Source organism: Psychrobacter sp. CX21, assembly GCF_057396255.1.
In genome coordinates this window covers 1-22,016 of record NZ_JBXYJG010000002.1, presented here as the reverse complement: position 1 = coordinate 22,016, position 22,016 = coordinate 1, and the positions used below count along the sequence as shown (strand labels likewise).

15 protein-coding genes are annotated in these 22,016 nt (G+C 38.6%); 8 read left to right on the top strand and 7 right to left on the bottom strand.

Going from position 1 to position 22,016, the window contains the following annotated elements; all coding sequences use genetic code 11:
* Positions 1 to 260: 260 nt before the first annotated feature.
* The 3 genes from AC2SLP_RS01360 to AC2SLP_RS01350 all read right to left on the bottom strand — a co-directional run bounded on the left by AC2SLP_RS01360 (position 261) and on the right by AC2SLP_RS01350 (position 5,909).
* Positions 261 to 3,509, bottom strand: coding sequence for a ComEC/Rec2 family competence protein (locus AC2SLP_RS01360; RefSeq protein WP_486534836.1), 3,249 nt, complete (start codon positions 3,507 to 3,509; stop codon positions 261 to 263).
* 293 nt (positions 3,510 to 3,802) lie between these two features.
* Positions 3,803 to 4,489, bottom strand: coding sequence for a lipoprotein-releasing ABC transporter ATP-binding protein LolD (lolD, locus tag AC2SLP_RS01355; RefSeq protein ID WP_486534835.1), 687 nt, complete (start codon positions 4,487 to 4,489; stop codon positions 3,803 to 3,805).
* 184 nt (positions 4,490 to 4,673) lie between these two features.
* Entirely contained in the window at positions 4,674 to 5,909 is a 1,236-nt protein-coding gene (locus tag AC2SLP_RS01350; RefSeq protein ID WP_486534834.1) for a lipoprotein-releasing ABC transporter permease subunit, read from the bottom strand.
* A 377-nt stretch (positions 5,910 to 6,286) separates the two neighbouring features.
* On the opposite strand from AC2SLP_RS01350, the gene AC2SLP_RS01345 reads away from it, so the two are divergent.
* On the top strand, positions 6,287 to 7,249 hold the full coding sequence (locus AC2SLP_RS01345) for a hypothetical protein (RefSeq protein ID WP_486534833.1): 963 nt from the start codon (positions 6,287 to 6,289) through the stop codon (positions 7,247 to 7,249).
* A gap of 287 nt (positions 7,250 to 7,536) precedes the next feature.
* A complete protein-coding gene (locus AC2SLP_RS01340; RefSeq protein WP_486534832.1) occupies positions 7,537 to 8,085 on the top strand; it encodes a hypothetical protein in 549 nt (182 codons plus the stop codon).
* Positions 8,086 to 8,262: 177 nt separating this feature from the next.
* Here AC2SLP_RS01340 and AC2SLP_RS01335 read toward each other — a convergent pair whose 3' ends face one another.
* Complete coding sequence (locus AC2SLP_RS01335) at positions 8,263 to 8,652, bottom strand: SCP2 sterol-binding domain-containing protein (RefSeq protein WP_486534831.1); 390 nt, start codon at positions 8,650 to 8,652, stop codon at positions 8,263 to 8,265.
* Between the two features lie 641 nt (positions 8,653 to 9,293).
* On the opposite strand from AC2SLP_RS01335, the gene ccoN reads away from it, so the two are divergent.
* The 6 genes from ccoN (at position 9,294) to AC2SLP_RS01305 (ending at position 15,113) form a co-directional block, all read left to right on the top strand.
* On the top strand, positions 9,294 to 10,784 hold the full coding sequence (gene ccoN / locus AC2SLP_RS01330) for a cytochrome-c oxidase, cbb3-type subunit I (protein ID WP_486534830.1): 1,491 nt from the start codon (positions 9,294 to 9,296) through the stop codon (positions 10,782 to 10,784).
* A 25-nt stretch (positions 10,785 to 10,809) separates the two neighbouring features.
* Complete coding sequence (gene ccoO, locus AC2SLP_RS01325; protein ID WP_486534829.1) at positions 10,810 to 11,448, top strand: cytochrome-c oxidase, cbb3-type subunit II; 639 nt, start codon at positions 10,810 to 10,812, stop codon at positions 11,446 to 11,448.
* On the top strand, positions 11,448 to 11,627 hold the full coding sequence (locus AC2SLP_RS01320; RefSeq protein WP_486534828.1) for a cbb3-type cytochrome oxidase subunit 3: 180 nt from the start codon (positions 11,448 to 11,450) through the stop codon (positions 11,625 to 11,627). The genes ccoO and AC2SLP_RS01320 overlap by 1 nt, the downstream gene beginning before the upstream one ends.
* A complete protein-coding gene (locus AC2SLP_RS01315) occupies positions 11,624 to 12,745 on the top strand; it encodes a c-type cytochrome (RefSeq protein ID WP_486534827.1) in 1,122 nt (373 codons plus the stop codon). Before AC2SLP_RS01320 ends, AC2SLP_RS01315 begins: the two co-directional genes overlap by 4 nt.
* A 364-nt stretch (positions 12,746 to 13,109) precedes the next feature.
* A complete protein-coding gene (gene ccoG / locus AC2SLP_RS01310) occupies positions 13,110 to 14,510 on the top strand; it encodes a cytochrome c oxidase accessory protein CcoG (protein WP_486534826.1) in 1,401 nt (466 codons plus the stop codon).
* Between the two features lie 18 nt (positions 14,511 to 14,528).
* A complete protein-coding gene (locus AC2SLP_RS01305; protein WP_486534825.1) occupies positions 14,529 to 15,113 on the top strand; it encodes a FixH family protein in 585 nt (194 codons plus the stop codon).
* 234 nt (positions 15,114 to 15,347) lie between these two features.
* On the opposite strand, the gene ttcA is transcribed toward AC2SLP_RS01305, so the two are convergent.
* The 3 genes from ttcA to AC2SLP_RS01290 form a co-directional block, all read right to left on the bottom strand.
* A complete protein-coding gene (gene ttcA, locus AC2SLP_RS01300) occupies positions 15,348 to 16,559 on the bottom strand; it encodes a tRNA 2-thiocytidine(32) synthetase TtcA (RefSeq protein WP_486534824.1) in 1,212 nt (403 codons plus the stop codon).
* Between the two features lie 145 nt (positions 16,560 to 16,704).
* Complete coding sequence (locus AC2SLP_RS01295) at positions 16,705 to 21,225, bottom strand: beta strand repeat-containing protein (protein WP_486534823.1); 4,521 nt, start codon at positions 21,223 to 21,225, stop codon at positions 16,705 to 16,707.
* 4 nt (positions 21,226 to 21,229) lie between these two features.
* A complete protein-coding gene (locus AC2SLP_RS01290; protein WP_486534822.1) occupies positions 21,230 to 21,787 on the bottom strand; it encodes a hypothetical protein in 558 nt (185 codons plus the stop codon).
* Positions 21,788 to 22,016 lie beyond the last annotated feature (229 nt).

Genomic DNA, 22,016 nt, shown 5'->3' with positions numbered 1-22,016 from the left:
CTTAGATAATAACGTGATATCGTATCGTTAAATATAAACAATTCATAGTATAAATTAATATAAATTTATCAATAAGCTGGCTATGACTTGCCTCAAATTCATGATATTAAATTGTAAACTAGCTTATAAGCAGTTTATATTTAACGCAATCATAATATGATTATTTCAACAAACTATATGATTCTACTTAATATGTCAGTGTCATTCTGTAAAACTTCATCGCTATCGCGTTACTTACACTTGTAAATTTGCACAAAGATTTAATTATCCAAAGAGTTAGAGTGTTGCCAATATATGAAATTCTCTGATAGTTGTTGGCTGGCTGTCATACCTTTACTTTTAAGTATATACCAGGATTTAGGCGTCATATTATCGATAAGTTTTTGGTCTACAGTCGCTTTAGACGTCGTTAACCAGTGTTTATTCTTAGGACTTAAGATAGAAGCATTCCTGTTAGAATTAGGCGAACACAATAATTGCCATAACGATGCCATCCTAGGCTGCGCGCTGGTATATACAACAATAGAATTTAAATCAATAGATTCATTTACTAATCGGTTTGTTTTTGAGTGATCTAGATTTAGTTGATCAGAATCTAAATCCTTTAAATGCTGAATACTGCCATCTTGTTGAGTAAGGATGACAGGGGTATTCGTATTTATTTGAATGGTACAGTCTGAAACATCTTGACTCATCTTCCATCCTGTTATTGCTTTTATACTGACTTTATTGTTGCTAAGGACTGAATCATGATTTAAATTAGTGTTGTTAAAGTCTACTTTCCCTAAATCGTTATTATTTGATGATCCACCCTCAGACCATACCTTACCTACTAAACAGTTTTGAGCAGTTAGTCTGCTCGTTCCCATATTTTGTTTAACTTGCTTATCAATATGAGTTAGTCCGGTTTGCCAGTAGTAATAAATAGGCATCCTCTGACGTAATCCAGCAACAGTTTGCGCCATATTAGGGCTAGCAGTTTGTACGACAATCCCAGTTAAAACATCTATATTTAGAGTATCAAGCTGTTTATACAGACTGTCTGTAAGTGACTGCATTTTATCGTTAATTTGTTTTATAGATTGTTTGTTATATGGACTTGGATATTCAGACAGTAACAACCAGCTGCTGTCTTTATTGGTTAATAAGACTGCAGAAAAATGTGCACTAGACGTATGTAAAGATTTGATGTGTAATGCTGATTGCTTATTAAGCGAGCTGACTTGAGATTGATCTATAAAACCCTCATTAGTCATGGCGTTATTTGTAACTATTAGTATAAAAAATAGCATCGTGGCGGGTATAGATAGCAAGCGGCTTAATGTGCTTTTGGGGAGTATCCAAGGTAATGCGATTAACAATAGGACAAACATGACGGATACTGTGATCTGACTACGTAACCATCCTGTGTAGTTGGCCTGCATATGTAGCCATAATAGAAACTGATGAAAGTAGGTTAAGACGTCAATTAAAAACAACCAAATATGATCAGCTAACTTAGGTGCTACGGTATTTAATACTCCTGCAAGTAAGTTCATAGGTACAATAACCCATCCAAATAGTCCTATGGCAAAGATATTGACGATAAATCCCCATAAAGATACCTCTCCAAATAACCACAGACTTAATGGAAGTAAAGCTAGTGTCACCCAAAGTTGTAGCTTTATAAGCTCCAAAACTAGGGATTTTAAATCAATAATAAAGCCTGTGAGCTTATCAAATAATGAAGATTTGCCTATAGACGCTGTTGGCGAATTAGTAACTTGGCCAAATCGTTGACTGTAAACATACAATATGGCTACCGCAATAAAAGACAACCAGAAACCTGCTTGCCATAACACATAGATATCTATCCAAGCCATAATTAAGGCAAGCCCCAATAGGACTTTATAGATAGATGGTCTGATTAGAAGATATCGTAAAAGCCCTACAACCATTAACATCATGGCCGTACGCGCTGCTGGCACATCAAAGCCTGCAAATAATGCATATAAAAAAGCCACGCTCACAGCAATACTAAATGCCAATTGCCACCTTGGTACACGCCTATAAACACTAGGTGCCAAACGCGTAATTAATCTCGTTGCCAGTGCAGCACTTAACATAGCCAAAAATAAAACATGTGTGCCCGATATGGCAAGCAAATGTGATATGCCTGCAAACCGATATAGCGCTGTTAGATCTTGGCTTATTAAGCTTCTATCACCAGTTAACAAACTTAGTGTCACTGCGGCGCTATCTTTATAAGACGCGTGATTTGAAGTTTCATTTAAAACGCCATTATGCGCGCTATTGTTTATTAAGACGTTATCATTTAATGCGTCAGCAGTGTTTAGATTGATTTTAGTATGATTGACATACTGATTCTGGATAAGTTTTAAAAAATGCTGACGTAGAGTGAATCGATAAAGATTTATTGTTTGTATCAAACTTAAATCTTCACTTTCCATTATTTCACTTGTATTAAGCTGTTCAGACTTTGGATTAATAATTGATGCAGTAGCTACTACGTGGCGACTTCTTAGCCAGCGGTATTCATTAAATTCATTTGATTTTGTAGCATGTACGTACTCTAAAGGTTGTATCTTTAATTGTAAAGATACGCTTTTGTTGGGTGACAAGTCATTTAGCCATACTAAATCTTGTTCATGAACACTCATTAGCACCGTCATATCTTTAGGCAATGGTTTACCATGCTGTCCGCCTAGGGTAGGTTTAGGCTGTGTATCTTGAGCGTTATAAAAAGGATTGGTAACGTCTTCATAATGATATGAATCATCTTGTGAGATAGATCTAGAATTAACCTTACGTGGTTCGTTTTGGGATTGTACATTTTTATAATAACTAATCTGGGTCAACCTAACCAGTTGCCGATAGCTTTGATCTGTAACCGTGCGTGAAGGCTTTGTATTTTTAGTAACGTCAGTATAATTTTTAAGATCGGTACCTTTTGATATAGAGTCCAATTCTAAACGTCTGTCGCTTAAACCTATCGGCGTGACCATCGCGGTTATATTCAGTGAATAATTTGGCGAGTTTTCAATCATCTTTATACGTTGGTACAGGCTTTGACTGGCCACAGCTAAGATGAGAAAACAAGCGCCTATCAGGGTGATAACAAACTTAAAATTAAAGAATGATCTAAGGGGATTTATAAGGCGTTTTAAGGTTGATAAATGATGTTTTAAATCATTGCGTAGGCTTGTAGAATTTTCTTTTATACCAGATAGTGTTTCATTAGTATTTTGTGAATTTTTACGTGAGGTAGTACGAGAAGCATGAACTGAGTTATAAAATACAGGACAAACTTGGAAATCGTTTGATCGTTTTGGATTAGGCAAAAAATACCGTATAAGATTTAAAACAACGGCTACCAATAGCGATATAACAGCTAACTGCTGCCATGTTTCAGAAGTAACCGCTTGATTAATTTGTTGAAGCTTCGCCGGATCAATCGATAAAATTGCGACCATCAAGCATAGGGAAACTACGCCAGTTAACCACTGCACGATGATAACTCAGCAATTTTAAAATTGAATAATCGTTTGATCAGATACTCTATTAGATCGATATAATCAAAGAAATTTAAAATGGTTTTAAGGCAACCGAGTGCAAGTATTTCTATAGTAGTGCGAGCGGGGTTAGTTCCATAACCATTTAGTATTTCGCTGACTATAGATAAAGTATGAGGTTTGATAACTGATAATCTTATAGCTGTATATACGACGTCATAAATAACGCTATATAATATGATTGAATTGAAGGGACTACTATTTCTCTTAACTATTTATGGTCAAAGTTTTTACTTCTCAAAGTCAGCCCAAGTACCGTTTTTGAGTCGCATTTGTCTATCAGCCATTGCAGCAAGATTTCTATCATGCGTTACCATCAGCAGAGCCGTCTGCATTGTATCTTGTAATTCAGCCAATAATCCAAACACACTCTGGGCATTATCATAATCTAAATTACCTGTCGGTTCATCTGCCAATACAAGAGCAGGCTTTGTGACCAAAGCACGGGCTATGGCCACACGCTGACGCTCACCTCCGGATAGCTCGCCGGGACGATGATCGAGACGATGCCCCAGACCCACACGATCCAATAACTCTATCGCTTGATGACGCGCATCTTTAATGGGCACCTCTTTACGTAGTAATAAAGGCATTGCTACATTTTCAACGGCTGTAAATTCTGGTAGCAAATGATGGAACTGGTATATAAATCCTAAATGCTCATTACGCATATGACCGCGCTGAGTTTCATTCATCTTATTCAAACATTTATCTTTGAGCCACACCTCACCAGATGTAGGTATGTCTAACCCGCCTAGCAGATGCAACAACGTGCTTTTACCTGACCCACTCGTTCCTACAATGGCTATTCTCTCGCCAGCCCTAACCGTCAAATCAAGTCCTGTTAAGACTTGCGTACGGATACTACCTTCGTCGTAAATCTTGCTAATATTTTTGGCGACTAAAATCTCAGACATATACATTACTCTTTATCTATATCACTCTTGCTAAATATCACATGTTAACAATGACATTTTTTTCAATATCACTGAACTTAATTCAACGACTAGTCATTTCTAAAAACTTAACACTTTATTAAAGACTCAGCGCATTCAATATCTTTAAATCTATAAATAGTTCGGTCATAAAGACGCTCAGTCATCATTCGTATCTTAAAGTTTGGGCAGGTTGAATACTTGCTGCACGGCGAGCGGGATATATTGTCATTAAGAAACTTAGTAAGAATGACGTTGATGAAATGATCAATACATCGGTAAACTTAACGTACGACGGCAAGAAATTGACTGGATAAACGTCAGGTAGATTGATGTTGAATACCTGAATCATATATCCAACTATATCGCTAATAGAGAAGGCCAAAGCCAGTCCGATGACGGTTCCTAGTACCGTTCCTATAATACCTATAAACATACCTTGTACCATAAACACTTGCATAATAAGCTTCGGTGTGGCGCCGAATGTTTTAAGAATGGCTATATCAGATTTTTTGTCCGTGACGACCATAATCAAACTTGATACGATGTTAAATGCAGCGACAATGACTATTAGAAATAATAGCAGCCCAATCATGGCTTTTTCCATTTGAATGGCATTAAATAGATTACCATGCGTTTGCGTCCAATCACTTGGATATAGATATTCTGGATCAATTGCAGCTGCACGACGGGCCACTTCTGGTGCAGCAAAAATATCATCAAGACGCATACGAATCCCTTGGGCACCGCTAGGTAGCCTCAATAGTTTGGCAGCGTCATCCATGGGCACATAGGCAATTATATTATTAATCTCTCGACTGATATCATATGTTCCGACCAGCGTAAAGCGCTTAAATCTAGGTATGATACCTGCAGGAGAAGGAGAGGCTTCGGGTAATACCAATGTCACCTTATCACCTACCATAACGCCTAGCGATTGCGCTAAATCTATGCCCATTACAATATTAAATTCGCCAGCAGCCAAACTATCAATTGACCCCTCCTCCATATGCTCGCCAATGATAGAGACTTGCTTTTCATATTCAGGTACTACCCCATTTATCATCACGCCTGCAACTTGACCATTAGCAGTAAGCATGCCCTGTAGCGTTATAAAAGGTGCGGCCTCTGTAACTTTAGGATCTTGTTTGACTTCTTCTAACAAAGGTTCCCAATCTGTAATTATTTGACCCGAAGAGATCGTCGCTTGAGGTACCATGCCTAAAATACGACCTTTAATTTCTCTATCAAAACCATTCATCACCGACAATACAGTAATCAATACCGCAACGCCTAGTGTAAGACCTACGATAGATATAAGAGAAATAAATGATATGAAGCGATTACTGCGTTCGGCACGGGTATAACGCAATCCTAAAAATAAGGCTAACGGACGAAACATAAATAAGGCTCTTAACCAGTTAGGTAATGGTAAATAAATTAGTTGTAAAATTTAGTTTGTTGCTAGATATTAGTTAATTAAATAGATGTTAGTTAATTAATAGATAGTAATTCGTTAATATTAAGTCATTAGCTCATAAAAGGCTGTATAGAATTCTTTAGCAAATAATGAAATGTGCATAGTTTGACACAACGCTCAAGATTTGGCTATATATGATTAATGAATTAGTTTTTTAACTTAGTGAGGTATTTTAATATGAGCTTGCATACAATTTAAGGTTGCATTCGTATAACTTGCCCCTATTTATATAACTAACAAAGCTTACTTTAACCTCTTTTATTATTTCTTAAACCTCTCTAATTATAAGTAACTTAAATATGACTACGCACACTTATAAATACACGCAAAACCCCGACCAACAACCGACCACCCTCTCTTTAACTGAAGAACAAACTGCTGGCCATGGTGATCATTGGCAAATATTAACGAATGACATATCAAACGTAGTTCCAGATTGGCTTCAGCAGTCTATTGATACGGCTACGATTGCTACAGGCTTGGATGCCTCATTAACTAAAGATAATGCTAAACAACTGCTGATATCTTCAAATGAGATGTGTCATATCAATCAAGTTTTAGCCATGGATAATGGCAAACCTCAGACCTTTATTAATGCTTATCCTTGTGTAAACAGCCCATATGGATTGACTTGCAAAGTCGATAGAATCATTGCTAATAATAATACGAAAGATGCGGTTTTGCGTTTGGTCAGCGAAGATGGGAGCATCATCTACGCATTTGATCAGTTTTATGCTGCCAATCATGATATGTACCGTAAATCGGACGAATATTTTGTAAACTTTAGTGGTTGGGCATACTCTATTGAACCTAGCGATAAAGATGAGATAATCGTGGTAGAAGATCCTGAAGCAATTCGTTATCACAGAGCTTACAATGATATTGTAGCTAATAATAATGGGGTTGTACCAGATAATTTAGAGGCGCTTATTGATGAGTGGCAACCTGATACGGATGAACCTTTAGCCCCTATTGAAATTAATCTTGGCAATATGTGTGCATACTTATTCGGTGAGACGTTGGGCCAAGAAGATGAGGCATGGTGTCAAGGTCAGGTATTAGGCATTCATCATCAACGCTTTTTTGATATAGACCTGACTTTATTTGATGTCGCTATATTACGCGAACCTGAAGCGTCGCCTTTTGTAGTTAGAATTGCTGCCAAAACGACCGATGATACTTCAACGATACAAGTCAATGACTATATTCAAGCTAATATTTGGCTACAAGCTGCTATTTATCATGAGAATCAATCGAATTAAATAGTAACTATAAGAACTTAGTCTTAATAAAATGACAAAAGCCAATCTTAGTGATTGGCTTTTGTCATTTTTTACTTAAACTAATTAATACTCTTAAATTGGTTGACTTTTGGTAAATTAGTTATTTACAACTTATATATATTAAGGTTAAGATGTTACAAACCCCTGTAAATATAGAATTTATGATATTTTCTTAAGTTTTTATAAAGCAATTTATAGGTATTTGGTAACTACTGTTTAATATATTTTTAATTTTAAACATAATTCATATATTGTGTTGAAGTGTTATGACTAAAAAATCGCAGATTTCTCACTTAACTTATCATACCTATGATGGTACCCGTAACGCTGCAAATAATGTTTCGGTAAATAAGATTTTGCTTAATAAGGTTTATGCCAATAAGAGTGCTGATAATAAATACTTATTTACATCTGCTCATTTACATCTTCATAAGCTCAATAACATCTTAGATGGTCATCAATCAAACTTAATACGAGTCGGTAGTGACTCAAGTAGTTCATCATTGCTGATGAAAAATATAAATAACAATCTATTATATGACACCTCTTCAATCAAAGAGTCGAATGACATGCCTATAAAGACTCATCCTATAAATAATAATAAATCAGCGAACAAATTAAAACCGATGTTAGATGATACTAAATTAACATTTACTTCAAATACTCATAGCACGCTACCCTCTACTCGTACTGCTTTGACTCTATTGATTGATGAAACTTCTGAACTAGTTCGAGTCTATACTCATTATATTTTACCACTTTGCTTTTTTCTTTCTGGTAGTTTGTTCATGTTCTATCTATTGAATATGAATTAGAATTGAATCATTAGATTTATATCTTAACTCCTCGCTATTGATATTTTACTCATCTCCTTGAACTGATATTTTTTGGCTAATGAGCTAAAGCAAGAAGAGCGCCACTTTTGGCGCTCTTCTTTTTAAAATAAGCTTAAGCAAAAACACGTTACTGAGTGCATTATAAAAAATTATAAATTAAGCTTTATCAGTTGCAGCATAAATTTTCTTAAATAACTCTTTTTGCTCTGCGCTAGGTTTTGCGCTTTGTAGTGTCATGACCTGACTCATGTCACCTTCGATACGTAACTTACCAGACATAAAGGCTTGCATAGCCTGATTGGCATCGCCGCCCATTATAATCTCTTTGATTGTGGCCTCATCAGTTTTAATAGTAGTCGGCGCATCAGTCTCACCTTTTTTTAATACGCCATCTGCTAAATGTGCTTGGACATCACCATTTGCAGTATCACTGACATCAAGGTTCACTTTAACGTCAGAAAATGCTGGGGGCAAATTTAAATCACCCGCTTCTTGAGTTAAACGATCTACTTCTGAAAACCATTCATCTGATAAAAAAACAGCCATAAGACATTCCTTGTTGAATTATAAATAGAGTTAAATTGAAAATAGAGTTAAAATACTACCTGTATAAGTTTGTGATGTCTATAGCTTATCATTGCAAAATGAATCGCGAATTTAAAAAAGACATTAAATCGGTAGATTCAAAGCTTACTATATATCATTGTATAAAGAATTTATTTCTTTGCACCCGTAAGCGACAAATTAACATGAACTTATTGATTTAGCATTGATTGTACAAATAATTTTAAGGTTTCGCGAATATTTGACTCTACAAGTCATTTTTATTTTATTTAGGAGTTATTATCGCTAGCCCTATAAGACGTTATGCTAAGCTATACAAAAAATTCTTATCCACAAAATTTTTACGGATATTTTATTATTTGACTGTTTCGTCAGATGATATTTTGTAGGCTATGCGTTACAATAGTTACATATTTAGATAACATCAGGTTTAACAGCCAAACGAAAGTGGTTTTATATTATAAGTAATTATGTTTAACCAGTTCAGTTAGCCATTTTATTGACTAAAGAATGTGTTTTTAATTACACTTAGATTAAGAACATAATTTCTTAATACTCAGATTTAGGGCTACTTTTGTTTGGTAAACACCTTTGCTACTTAAGGCTGTATAGGAAGTATTCCAATGAGTATAAATAACACAGCAGTCTCTCCTGTTGATCGTGATTATGAAATAACCATTGTTAGGTTTTTCACCATCATGGCTATCGTTTGGGGAGTTATAGGCATGGCAGTGGGAGTATTTATCGCCTCTCAATTAGCTTGGCCTGCTTTAAATTTTGACATTCCCTGGCTAACATTTAGTCGTTTAAGACCGCTTCATACTAACGCGGTTATTTTTGCGTTTGGTGGTTGTGCCCTGTTTGCAACCTCTTATTACATTGTACAACGTACTTGTAAAACCAGACTGTTCGCTCCTTACTTAGCTTGGTTTACCTTTTGGGGGTGGCAAGCAGTTATTGTTTCTGCTGTCATTACTTTACCGCTAGGTATTACTAGCGCTAAAGAATATGCAGAACTTGAATGGCCCATTGATATTTTAATTGCTGTTGTTTGGGTTTCTTATGCAATAGTATTCTTTGGCACGCTAATCAAGCGTAAAACATCTCATATTTATGTGGCTAACTGGTTCTTCGCGGCTTTCATCATTACGATTGCTTTACTTCATATCGTTAATAGTATGGCCATTCCAGTAGGATTATTTAAGTCTTACTCATTATTTGGTGGCGCTACTGATGCAATGGTTCAGTGGTGGTACGGTCATAACGCGGTTGGTTTTTATCTGACAGCAGCTTTCTTAGGTATGATGTATTACTTTGTACCCGTTCAAATTGGTCGTCCTATTTATTCGTACCGTTTATCTATTGTGCATTTCTGGGCTTTAATAGCATCTTATATGTGGGCTGGTGGACACCATCTTCACTATTCTGCACTTCCTGACTGGACTCAGTCTTTGGCCATGGTTTTCTCAATCATCTTATTCGCGCCTTCTTGGGGTGGTATGATTAACGGGGTATTAACCCTATCAGGTAGTTGGGACAAACTTCGTACCGATCCTATTATTCGCTTCTTGATCGTTTCATTGTCATTTTATGCAATGTCAACGTTTGAAGGTCCTATGATGTCTATTAAAACAGTCAATGCTTTATCGCATAATACTGACTGGACGGTAGGTCACGTACACTCTGGTGCATTGGGCTGGGTTGGTTTGATTACTATGGGTTCGTTATATGTATTGATCCCACGTATTTACAACAAACCGAAAATGTATTCAATCAGCTTGATTAATACGCATTTCTGGTTGGCGACTGCTGGTACAATTTTTTATATCGTATCTATGTGGATTTCAGGTATTGGCCAAGGTATGATGTGGCGTCAAACGAATCCAGATGGAACGCTTGCTTACAACTTTATTGAGACCGTAACGTTCTCGCATTATCCATATATTGGTCGTGCATTTGGTGGTTTTCTATATGTAAGTGGTATGGTAGTTATGGCATATAATGCATATAAAACGATTAAGATGCCAAGCGCTCGTCCTGTTGACGAAGCTGATCCAACCAATCACTCACCTATCATCGATGATGATAAAGACACTCAGTCTGTTAATGTATAAACCAGCAATCGCTTAAGGAGATATCATGGCGGGTACACCTCATGAAATAATTGAAAAAAATACGGGCTTGCTGGTCATCTTTATTGTTATTGCAATTAGCTTTGCAACATTAGTAGAGATTGTTCCATTAATTTTTGACTATAAGTCGCCCGAAGAAGGTGGTGTGAACAAACCACTGCCTACAATGCAACCTTGGACACCATTGGAATTTGAAGGTCGAGATATTTATATTCGCGAAGGGTGCCACGTTTGTCACACTCAGATGGTTCGTCCACTACGTGCTGAAGTTGAGCGTTATGGACCCTACTCGCGCGCTGCAGAATCTGTATGGGACCATCCATTCTTATGGGGCTCAAAACGTACAGGTCCTGATTTAGCACGCGTAGGTGGTCGTTATTCTGATGATTGGCAGAAGAAGCATTTAATTAATCCTCAATCTTTAGTACCTGAATCAGTTATGCCAGGTTTCCCATGGTTAGCCGAACGTGAAGTAGACGGTACTAAAGTTCAAGAAAAAATGCGTTTGTTCCGCGATCGTTTCGGTGTTCCTTATACTGAATCAGATATTGCAGAAGCACCCGACGAGGTTTTAGGTGCTACAGAGCTTGATGCTTTAGTCGCTTATCTTCAGCAATTAGGTATTGCGATGGAGGGTCAAAGATAATGAGCATGAGCGACTTACAAATATTTGCGACTGTCGGGGCTTTTATAGCTTTTATAGGCATCGCATGGTGGGCGTATTCCCCTAAAAATAAGAAGCGCTTTGAACAAGATGCACAACTAGCATTAGACGATGACTTAAATGCGTCCTCTGCTACCTCACGCAATAAGGATAAAAGATGAGTATATTTTGGAGTTCGTGGATCACCATCTTAACTCTAGCCTGTTGGCTAGGTATTCTTGGCGTGTTACTTTTTGTATTGCGTAACAAACCAGATTTAGCAGAAGATGGTACAACTGGTCATACTTATGATGACGTTATTCAAGAGTATGATAAACCATTACCTAAATGGTGGTTAGTTATCTTCTTTGGCTCAATAGTTTGGGCACTACTTTACTTTTTATTATTCCCAGCTATTTTTCCTAGTCATTTCAAAGGTATTTCTACGGTTGAAGTAAATGGCGAAACGGTCCCTTGGACTCAAGAAAACGAGTTATATAGTAATCTTGAGAAGAATGATAAGATTTTTAAAACGTCGTTTTATAATTCGTTTCTTCAAAATCCAAATGCTGAAGAACAATTAGCAAAGCTCGCCTCTCTTCAAGCTAAAGAACCGATCAAGTCTGAGCGTAGTAAAGAGTTAGAAGATGAGATCAACGCAGAATTAGATACGTTGGCACCCTTTGTATTAGAACTCACTGAAAATCAGCGTGCTTTAATGGCTGGCGAACGTTTATTCTTACAAAACTGTTCAGTATGTCATGGATCAACTGCACAAGGTGCGCCTGGTTATCCTAATCTCACGGATGATGCCTGGTTACACGGTGGTGAGCCTGAAAATATCTTATTTACGCTTCATAATGGTTGGCATGTAAATTTAGATCCAGATGCTCCTTTACCTATGCCTGCTCAACGAGATGATATCGGAGAACAAGGGGTTCGTGCAGCCGCAGAATATGTCTTATCTATCTCAGATAATCAAGAGCCTACGGAACTAGATCCTTCATTGATAGCTGAAGGTAAAGAGATTTATGACACTAAATGTTTCATATGCCATGGTGAAGATGCTACTGGTGATATTAATATCGGTGCACCTAATTTAACCGATGGTGCCTGGGTATTCGGTGGGGATCGTGAGACCATTCGTGATACACTTCGTTATGGCCGTGCTGGTGTTATGCCAGAATGGGAAACTAAGTTAGGTAATGAGCGTATTATGCTTCTTGCTGCTTATGTTTATTCATTATCTAATAACGCCGTGATTACTTCTGAGTCATCACAAAAAGTCGCTGCTGAATAATTTTTTAGATGATGATATAAAGCTTTAAAATTAAGTAATATTTAATTAAATTGTAGAAGAGGGACTGTTAAACAGTCCCTCTTTTATTTTTGCTCATTCGTCTCCATTATGTAATATATAATTGTGTATTTTGAAACTTCTTTTTGTATTAGATTATAGATATTTTTTAGAGTATAGATGTTTTTGAAATTATATATTATTGAATTACATGTAGATTTTATATAGGTATAGCAGCATTCCTCTTTACGCACACCCCCATTTTTAGACGGTTAAGTGTTAAAATATGACAATCAGATATTTATACGGTTAAGACTATAGATATCTAATAGCCAGCATAATAGATTTAATCCTTAGAGGTAACTTTATGTCAGCCCCCTCCCCCCAAATGATTCCAGTACATGATGTTGATGCCACAAAAAAACGTATTCATCCGAAGTTCACAGATGGCTTTTATCAGCGCATACGTTTATTTAGTATGTACTTTTTACTGGCACTATTTTTAATCTTACCTTGGATTAAATATGAGGGTCGCCAAGCAATTTGGTTTGACGTACCTAGTCAACATTACTATATATTTGGTCTCACCTTATTCCCTCAAGATTTCTTTTTTGTTGCAGCATTTTTTATTATTGCCGCTTTTACACTATTTATGGTTACTGTATATGCTGGACGTGTGTGGTGTGGGTACGCGTGCCCTCAAACAATTTGGGTTCATTTGTTTCAGCATGTTGAAAAATGGGTGATTGGCGATCGTAACAAACGCATTAAATTTGATAAACAGCCAAATTCTGCCAGTAAAATAGCGAAAAAATTATTGATCTATTTTATTTGGTTTGTTATGGCGCTTATTACTGCATCAACCTTTGTCAGTTATGTAGCGGGTACAGATTTTTTATATGGTAGCTGGCAATTTATAGGGGGTATACCATTTCCAGATTGGCCCACATGGGTTTGGGTCTCTATGTTTATCTTCACGTTCGCAACGTATGCCAATGCGGCATACATGCGCGAATTTATGTGCATACACATTTGTCCATATGGGCGCTTCCAGAGTGTGATGTTTGATAAAGACACGCTTATTGTCTCCTACGATTATAATCGAGGTGAGCCTAGAGGACCTCGTAAAAAAGGCACCCATCCCGAAGATCTAGGAGATTGTATTTCTTGTACCATGTGTGTTCAAGTATGTCCTACAGGTATTGATATTCGTGATGGACTTCAAGTTGAATGTATACAGTGTGCTGCCTGTATCGACGCTTGTAATGATATAATGGACAAGGTTGGATATCCACGTGGCTTGATACGTTACACCACGGAAAGGCAATTGGTAGAGAATGAGCAAAGTCGTTACCTAAGACCAAGACTGTTTGCTTATCTATTATTATTGTCAGTATTTATAGGCGTTATGACCTATGCCTTAGTAGATAGAGTACCGTTGCAAATTGATGTCCGTGGTGACCGTAATTCTTTATCTTCAGTCACATCAGAGGGTAAAGTTTCTAATAGTTATATTATTAAAATTACCAACAAAACTCAAAAGCCGCATGACTATGTACTATCAATATCTGCACCAGAAGGATTTAGTTTAATTACGCGTTTTGAAAGTGTATTTTTGAATGCTGGTGAAAGTTATGACATGCCAGTTAGCGTAACCGCAGATCCAAATACTATCGAAAAGACTGAAATACCCATAACATTCAATGTCGATAGTAAAGATGGGGCATATCATGCTGAAAGAACAAATGTATTTACATCTCAAAAATAGTTATTTTATAGGTTTTACATGAATAAAATGAATCAAACAAACAGCTATGGCCATCGTGATACTCAGCCTTGGTATAAAAATTACATGGTATTAATTTTCGTCATCGGTCTGCCTTTGTTTGTGGTTGTGGCTTGCATTTGGTTTGTTTTTTATTCGGTACAAATTAAAGATACTGTTGTTCGAGATGATTGGTATATGGACGGAAAAACCCTATATCAAGATGTGTCACGCGATAAGCTGGCGCATGATTTAGGTTTAAATGGTGACATGACTTTCTCGCAAAATGGTGACATTGTTTTTATCCTTAATTATCCAGAAATAAGCTTGCAATCTGGTAATCTAAAAGACGGGACGCCAATTTATTACCCTGATGAATTGAAATTATCCATTTCACACGCGACTGATATTAATAAAGATAGAGACACGGTACTGACTCATCAAAATAAAAACATTTATTCTGCTAATGTTGAACTTTACGAATTGGCATCTAAGTACTATGTTCAGGTCAGTAGCGAAGACGATTTAAACTGGCGCCTTACCAGTGTGGGTCAGTTACCTCAGGATAGAATTGAATTTAAACCTTTAAAGTCGTTTGATAAATAACGTTAAGAGAGACTATAGCCCTTTATTTAATCAGCAAACTATAGTCAGCGAACTACTAAACAGTTACGGCATTAACCTCGCTTAGCCTACATATGTAGTACTTGCACTCGGTGCCTTATAACCATTTTAGATTTATTTGACTATGGTTATTGATTTTGGTTAAAACTAAAAAACTATAAAAAAGAAGAACCATTATGGTTCTTCTTTTTTTTGTTTAATATTTTAAGTTATATTTTATAGTATAGGATTAATAGTGGGTATCTTGCTTCGACGTTTGTCTTGATGACTATCACTATGGGCTTTAAAATCACTACTGGTACCAAAAGGCTTAACATCTGGCTGCGTTGGCAGACCTATGACAGAAAGTTCAGACTCAACCCCCACTTGAATATTCATGCCTTCAAATGGACGTTCGTTATCATCTCTATCTAATTCTAAACTTTCAAAATCAAATAGATCTCTATCAGCTAGTTGTGATGGTGCAATATTTTGCATCGCTTTAAATATGGAAGCCAAACGTTGTGGGTGAGCATCGTCCCATTCGCGCAGCATATCATTAATCATAGCGCGTTGTAGGTTTTCCTGAGTTCCACATAGGTTACATGGAATGATAGGAAATTCTTTGTAGCGCGCATATTTAATAATGTCTTTTTCTTCGACATAAGCTAATGGGCGAATTAAAATGTTTTGTTTATCATCGCTTAACAGCTTTGGCGGCATGGCTTTTAAACTACCACCATGAAACAAGTTTAAGAAGAATGTTGCTAATATATCATCGCGATGATGACCTAATGCAACTTTGGTAGCACCAATTTGTTTCGCAAATCCATATAGTGAACCACGGCGCAGGCGCGAACACGCTGAACAGTAGGTCTTACCCTCTGGTACCACACTTTTGACCACACTATAGGTATCTTTTTCTAAAATGTAGTGCGGTATACCCTGTTCTTTTAAATAATTTGGCAATATATCTTCAGGATAATCTGGCTGTTTTTGATCTAAGTTTACTGCAACGACTTCAAAGTTAATAGGCGCAATTCGTTTTAGAAATAATAGAATGTCTAGTAGCGTATAACTGTCTTTACCGCCAGATACGCATACCATGATCACATCGCCCTCTTCGATCATATTAAAATCACGAATTGCATGCGATACTTGCTTACGCAGCTTTTTTTGGAGCTTTTTAAAGCGAGCTGATTTGGTACCTTTATGCTCAATTAGGTGTTCGCTTGAATGCTTGATTTGAGATTTGACTAAATGATCGCCTTTATTTGCATCTATAATATCTATTTGGTTAGAATTAAAAGTTGTAAACTCTATATCATTACTCGTATGATTATGAGCTTCATCACTATTAGGTTGTTGATGATCACCATCATATTGATTGGTTCCAATATGATTATTCAAGGGATTAAAGGTTTGAGGATTTGAGATTTTGTACGGCATAATACAATACTAATTTGTTAAATTATATAAGAGTGGATTATATCAAATTGCTTTTTTAATTTCTTGTACATTATGATAAATAAAAAACGCCCTCATTGTGAGGACGTTTTTTTAACCAATTTTAAATTCAAAGTTTTATTGTAGATTAAATAACATTAATTGTATCAGCAATATAGACTTGAGCTTGACCGTTATCTCCATCGTAAGTCCATAGATTATAATTAACACTATCTACAACCTTGTCGTTAGCAGTGTCGAATTGCCATTGACCTGAATCCGACGCTACGTCATTATAACCGTTGCCAGCTGAGCTTTGTCTACCGATATTGACTTCATCTTCGCTGGTACCGTTAATGTATAAGGTATTATCATCGTTGCCGGAACCATTCTGACGAACCGCTTCTGCATTAACAAAATCTAAGACCTGTTGACCGGCGGAGCTTAAATCTATTAATTCAACATTGGTAATGTTATCTAATCTAGCATTATAACCAGCGCCTGTCACGACATCGGTTAAGGTTATTGAATCAATACCATCACCCATCTCTACTTTAGCTCCAGTAATACTATCTCCAGTGAAACGTGAAGCAGTTATAGAATCATTACCTGTTCCCATATTTACATCGCCGTCAATATCACCACCAACCGTTAAGTTGTCATCACCAGCGCCAGATAATAAATCCGACGAGTCACTGATGTAACCATCAATATTAATGGTATCATTGCCGGTACCAGACCATATATAGGATAGGGTATTTAGGTTACCAGTCAGATTGATTTCATCATCACCTGCCCCACTATTAACAAAGGATTGATTTCTGATATCGCCTACATTGACCACGTCATTACCGTCTCCAGTACTTACTTGACCATTTACCAAGTTTGCAGCTGTTAAGCTATCATCACCACCACCAGTATTAATACTTGCAACATTATCATTACCAATATTTCCAGCACCAATATTACCTGTGACTTCAATAGTATCTTGACCAAGCCCACCAAATACTTCACCAGTTATAGAACCGCCAACTCTTAACAAGTTTGTATCCGATGCACTATCAGTATTATCGTCATTACCTAGACTTAACCCTGACCCATCTTGATATTCAGAGAGATAAGAGCTCGGCATCGGCCTTCCGCTACCTAAATCGACTAAACCGGTGATTGCCACGCCGTCAGAATATAAGTTTCCATCGATGTATATTTCGTCGCTACCACTACCGGTATAAATTTCGCCACTTACATTGTCAGCAACTCTGACAATATCATCACCTGATTCTGTAAATACACGTGCAACAGTAGGGATATCATCCTCAGAGATAATTAATTCATCATTACCTTCACCCATATAAATTCGAGCATCTACGCCAGTATTGATGCTGGTAAAGCCTAATGTGTCATCCCCATCTCCTGTATCAACTGATACTAGATTCCTATCCGCATCTGTAGATCCATAGTTATTCGGATCTCCGCCGTCATTAGGAGCACCAGCATCGTTACCCAAGATATTTAATGAATTATCAACTATCAAAGTGTCATTATAATTAGTAAATAATAACGGGTCAGTAAAGCTGGTTTCTTCAGAAATGGTATAGCCCGTAAGATAACTTGGGAATTGATCACGTAAAATTTGCGTTTCCGATGGTCCATAAACCAATGACATATCATTGTTTAATCCTGTTCCATCAAATGCAGATTGTATAGCTGGATTATCGATAACGAATCCAGCATCTGCCGCTTTTTCTGAAAGTAAATCAGTGGCTGAACTGGTACCACCTAAGTTAGTAGCTTGCGCTACCACACCGAGGGTATGCTCGTCTTGAGCTGCATCGCCAGTTTGGTCTGTATTATTCAAACTAGATACATCAACCTCTGTAGAGTAATTACCATCGGCATCAACTGTAGCACTGGTTACGATGGCATCGCCTATTGGCATCCCATTTTCATCAAACTCTTGGATGGTTAGTGTCACCACCTCACCCTCTGCAACGTCTATTACCGTACCCGTCACGGTAGCTAATACAGATAAATCGACTGTACTGATTTCAATACTACCTGTAGGAGCATTAGCAAAAGTGACACTAAAGTTACCATCTGCATCGACAGTGGCGGTTTCAACCTGACCGCTCTGATCTTGCACTGTAACAGTACTGTCTGGTATACCTGTACCCGTAACGACGTTACCACTAATCGAACCAGTTGCAGGGTCTGTAGCATCAATATAGTCCTGTAGGTCAACAGTGATCGTCGGCGCTTCAATGGCATTAGTTAGCGTATCAGATGCTAAGAGCGATGTATTGCCAGCTGCATCGGTAATTTTCGCCGTTACTGCTTTACTTATACCGTAGGGAAACTGCGAGACTGGATAATCAATCTGCAAGCCATTATCGATCATGTCTTGAGTGATTGAGTATTCCCGTGGAGTTCCATCAGGGTTAGTTACCGTCAACGTATCGCCTACCGCAACACCAGCTGGTATATCAATCTGAACAGAGATTTCATCAAGACCATCGACATTGCCTGCTAAGTATTCTTGAAGCGTTAATTGTCCGTCGTCTGGTGAGCTATCCTCTACAAACGTTATAACAGGCGCTGGAGGGGCCGTAATATCGACTTGTGTAGTGTCTTCACCTTGAGTAGAAGTAATAGTTGGGTCATCTCGATCTGCAACTATTGCAGTTACCGTATTTAGTTGACCATCAATAGGTGTAAATGTGGTAACAATACCATTAGCAATTAGATCATCAGTTAAGGTGATTTGTTCAGTTGTGCCATCTGGCTTTGTTATGGTTATAACGTCTCCAGCCTCATAACCACTATCTGCTGGTAAAGTCACAGTGACGCCCACTTCGTCATTACTATCTAATTCACTAGCGTTAACAAAGTCATCGCCGCCATCTTCAATCACGACCACTGGCGCACCTGCCGCATCTGGTATACCATCACCATCACTATCACCAGGTATAAGCGTGTCATTGCCTGCAATACCGGTAGCAGGATCACTAACATTATTTACTGCATCTGTCGCAGTAGCAGTGACAGTAGATCCATCTAAAACTGAATTCTCAGCAATGGTAACTGTGCCTGTGCCGTTATCAATAGTAACGCCTGTCGGGGCAGTTGATGGTAACGTCCAATTACCAGAGTTGTCTTTTACCGCAATTAACTCAACTAATACACCTGACTCGTCTTGATAATTGATGGTCATAGAAGCAACATCAGTATCCGCAGGAGGATCAATCGTAACACTACCGTCATCAGTACTTGGCGTTACGGTTGGAGTGTTTACCAAAGTATCGAGCACTGCACTATCAGTGCTTTCTGTACTTTGGTTGCCTGCACTATCTTTGATGATAGCCGAAACGTTTACTGTGCCGCCCTCAGCCACTAACGACTGGTCATAGTTTAGTATCAAACCATTGTTAATCATTAGTTGGGTCACAGTGTAGTCTACAGTACCATTAGGGCCTGTAACACTAAGCGTGTCACCCTCTGCTGTACCAACAGGTAATGTCACTCTAACATCAATCGTATCTTGTAATTCACTAGCATTAATACTACCGTCATCATTCGAATCTTCAGTTATTCTAATAGTTGGCGCAGCATCAGGGAACACCAAGTCAGTAATGGCTTGATCAGAACCTTCAGGAGATATATTACCTTGAGGATCAGTTACTACAGCACTGATAACGTTGGTGTTGTTCTCATCTAAAGGTATAAACGTTGTTTCAATACCATTGGTCAGGTCATTGGCAGTCAACACAACTTGCTCTGTAGTACCATCTGGCTTAGTAATAGTTACAGTATCGCCCTCACTAAAGCCTGAATCTTTTGGGAAGGTGATAGTCGTTGTTACAGTGCCATCAGCATTTAAATCTTCACTATCAATATTTCCATCGCTATCTACATCGTTAATGGTAACAACTGGTGCAGCAGTTGGAATAACAGCGTCTACCGTCGCACTGTCTGTACCTGGCGCGCTTTCATTACCGGCAACATCAGTGATGGTAGCGTCAACGTCCAAGATCTCTCCTTCAGCTGGCGCTATTACCGTGGTAGTAATTACACCTACATCAAGCTGTGCTTGAGTCAATGGCGCTTGTGCTTCGCCATTCACCGTGACCACATCACCTACTTGAGCGTCTATTGGTAAGCCGACAGTTACTGTCACTTCACCGTTTACGATTTCGTCAGCAGTGATAACATCATCGCCGTTACCGATCACAACTGTCGGTGCGGTTGGTGCTTGAGTGTCTACGGTGGCGCTGTCAGTTGCCGGATCACTTGCGTTACCCGCTTGATCAGTAATGGTGGCGTTAACCTCTAAGGTTTCGCCTTCTGATGGTGCTGGTACGTCAACCACAACCTCACCGGTGTCTACGTCTGTTTGGGTAAGGACTTTGTCTTCACCGTTGACACTTAGCGTGTCACCAACTTCTACGCCTTCTGGTAGGGTGACTGTGACCGGTACGTTACCGTTATCATCGATTTCGTCGCTAGTGATGAAGTCGTCGCCGTTACCAATCTGTAGTACTGGGGCATCAGTGGCACTGGTATCTACCGTCGCACTGTCATTAACAGGCGCGCTCTCGTTACCTGCGTCATCGGTGATGGTGGTTTCAACCTCTAGCGTTTCACCTTCGGCTGGTGCTGGGACGTCTACCACGATTTCACCGTTTGATGTCTTCTTCAGTGAGTACGGTGTCTTGTCCGTTAACCGTAACCGTGTCGCCCGCTTCAGCATCTTCCGGTAGGGTAACCGTAACCGGTACGTTACCGTCTGCATCGATTTCGTCTTCGGTAATGAACTCGTCACCGTTACCAATCGCAACTTCTGGTGCGGTTGGTGCTGTTGGCGCTATAGTGTCTAAGGTAGCACTGTCTGTACCTGGGGCACTTTCGTTACCCGCTTCATCGGTAACCGTGGCTTCAACCTCTAAGGTCTCGCCTTCGGCTGGGGCGGGTACGTCAACCACGACTTCACCGTTTGTGATGTCTTCTTCAGTGAGTACGGTGTCTTGTCCGTTAACCGTGACCGTGTCGCCCGCTTCGGCATCTTCTGGTAGGGTAACCGTAACCGGTACGTTACCGTCTGCGTCGATTTCGTCTTCAGTAATGAACTCGTCACCGTTGCCAATCGCAACTTCTGGTGCGGTTGGCGCTGTAGTGTCTACGGTAGCGCTGCTGCTACCTTCTGGTGTGACATTACCAGCCTCATCTTTAACCACAGCCGAAACCGTGACTTCTTGCCCTTCTGGGAAGTCGCTTTGTGGATAGCTGATTTGTAGACCGGTATTTAATACGTCTTGTGTGACGATATAGTCTTCTGTGCTGCCATCAGGATTGGTTACCGTGATGGTGTCACCAATTTGGGTGTGTTAACTGGCATCTCAATAGTGACGTCAACCGGACCATCAAGCTCATCAGCACTGATGTAGCCATCATCGTTTGCATCTT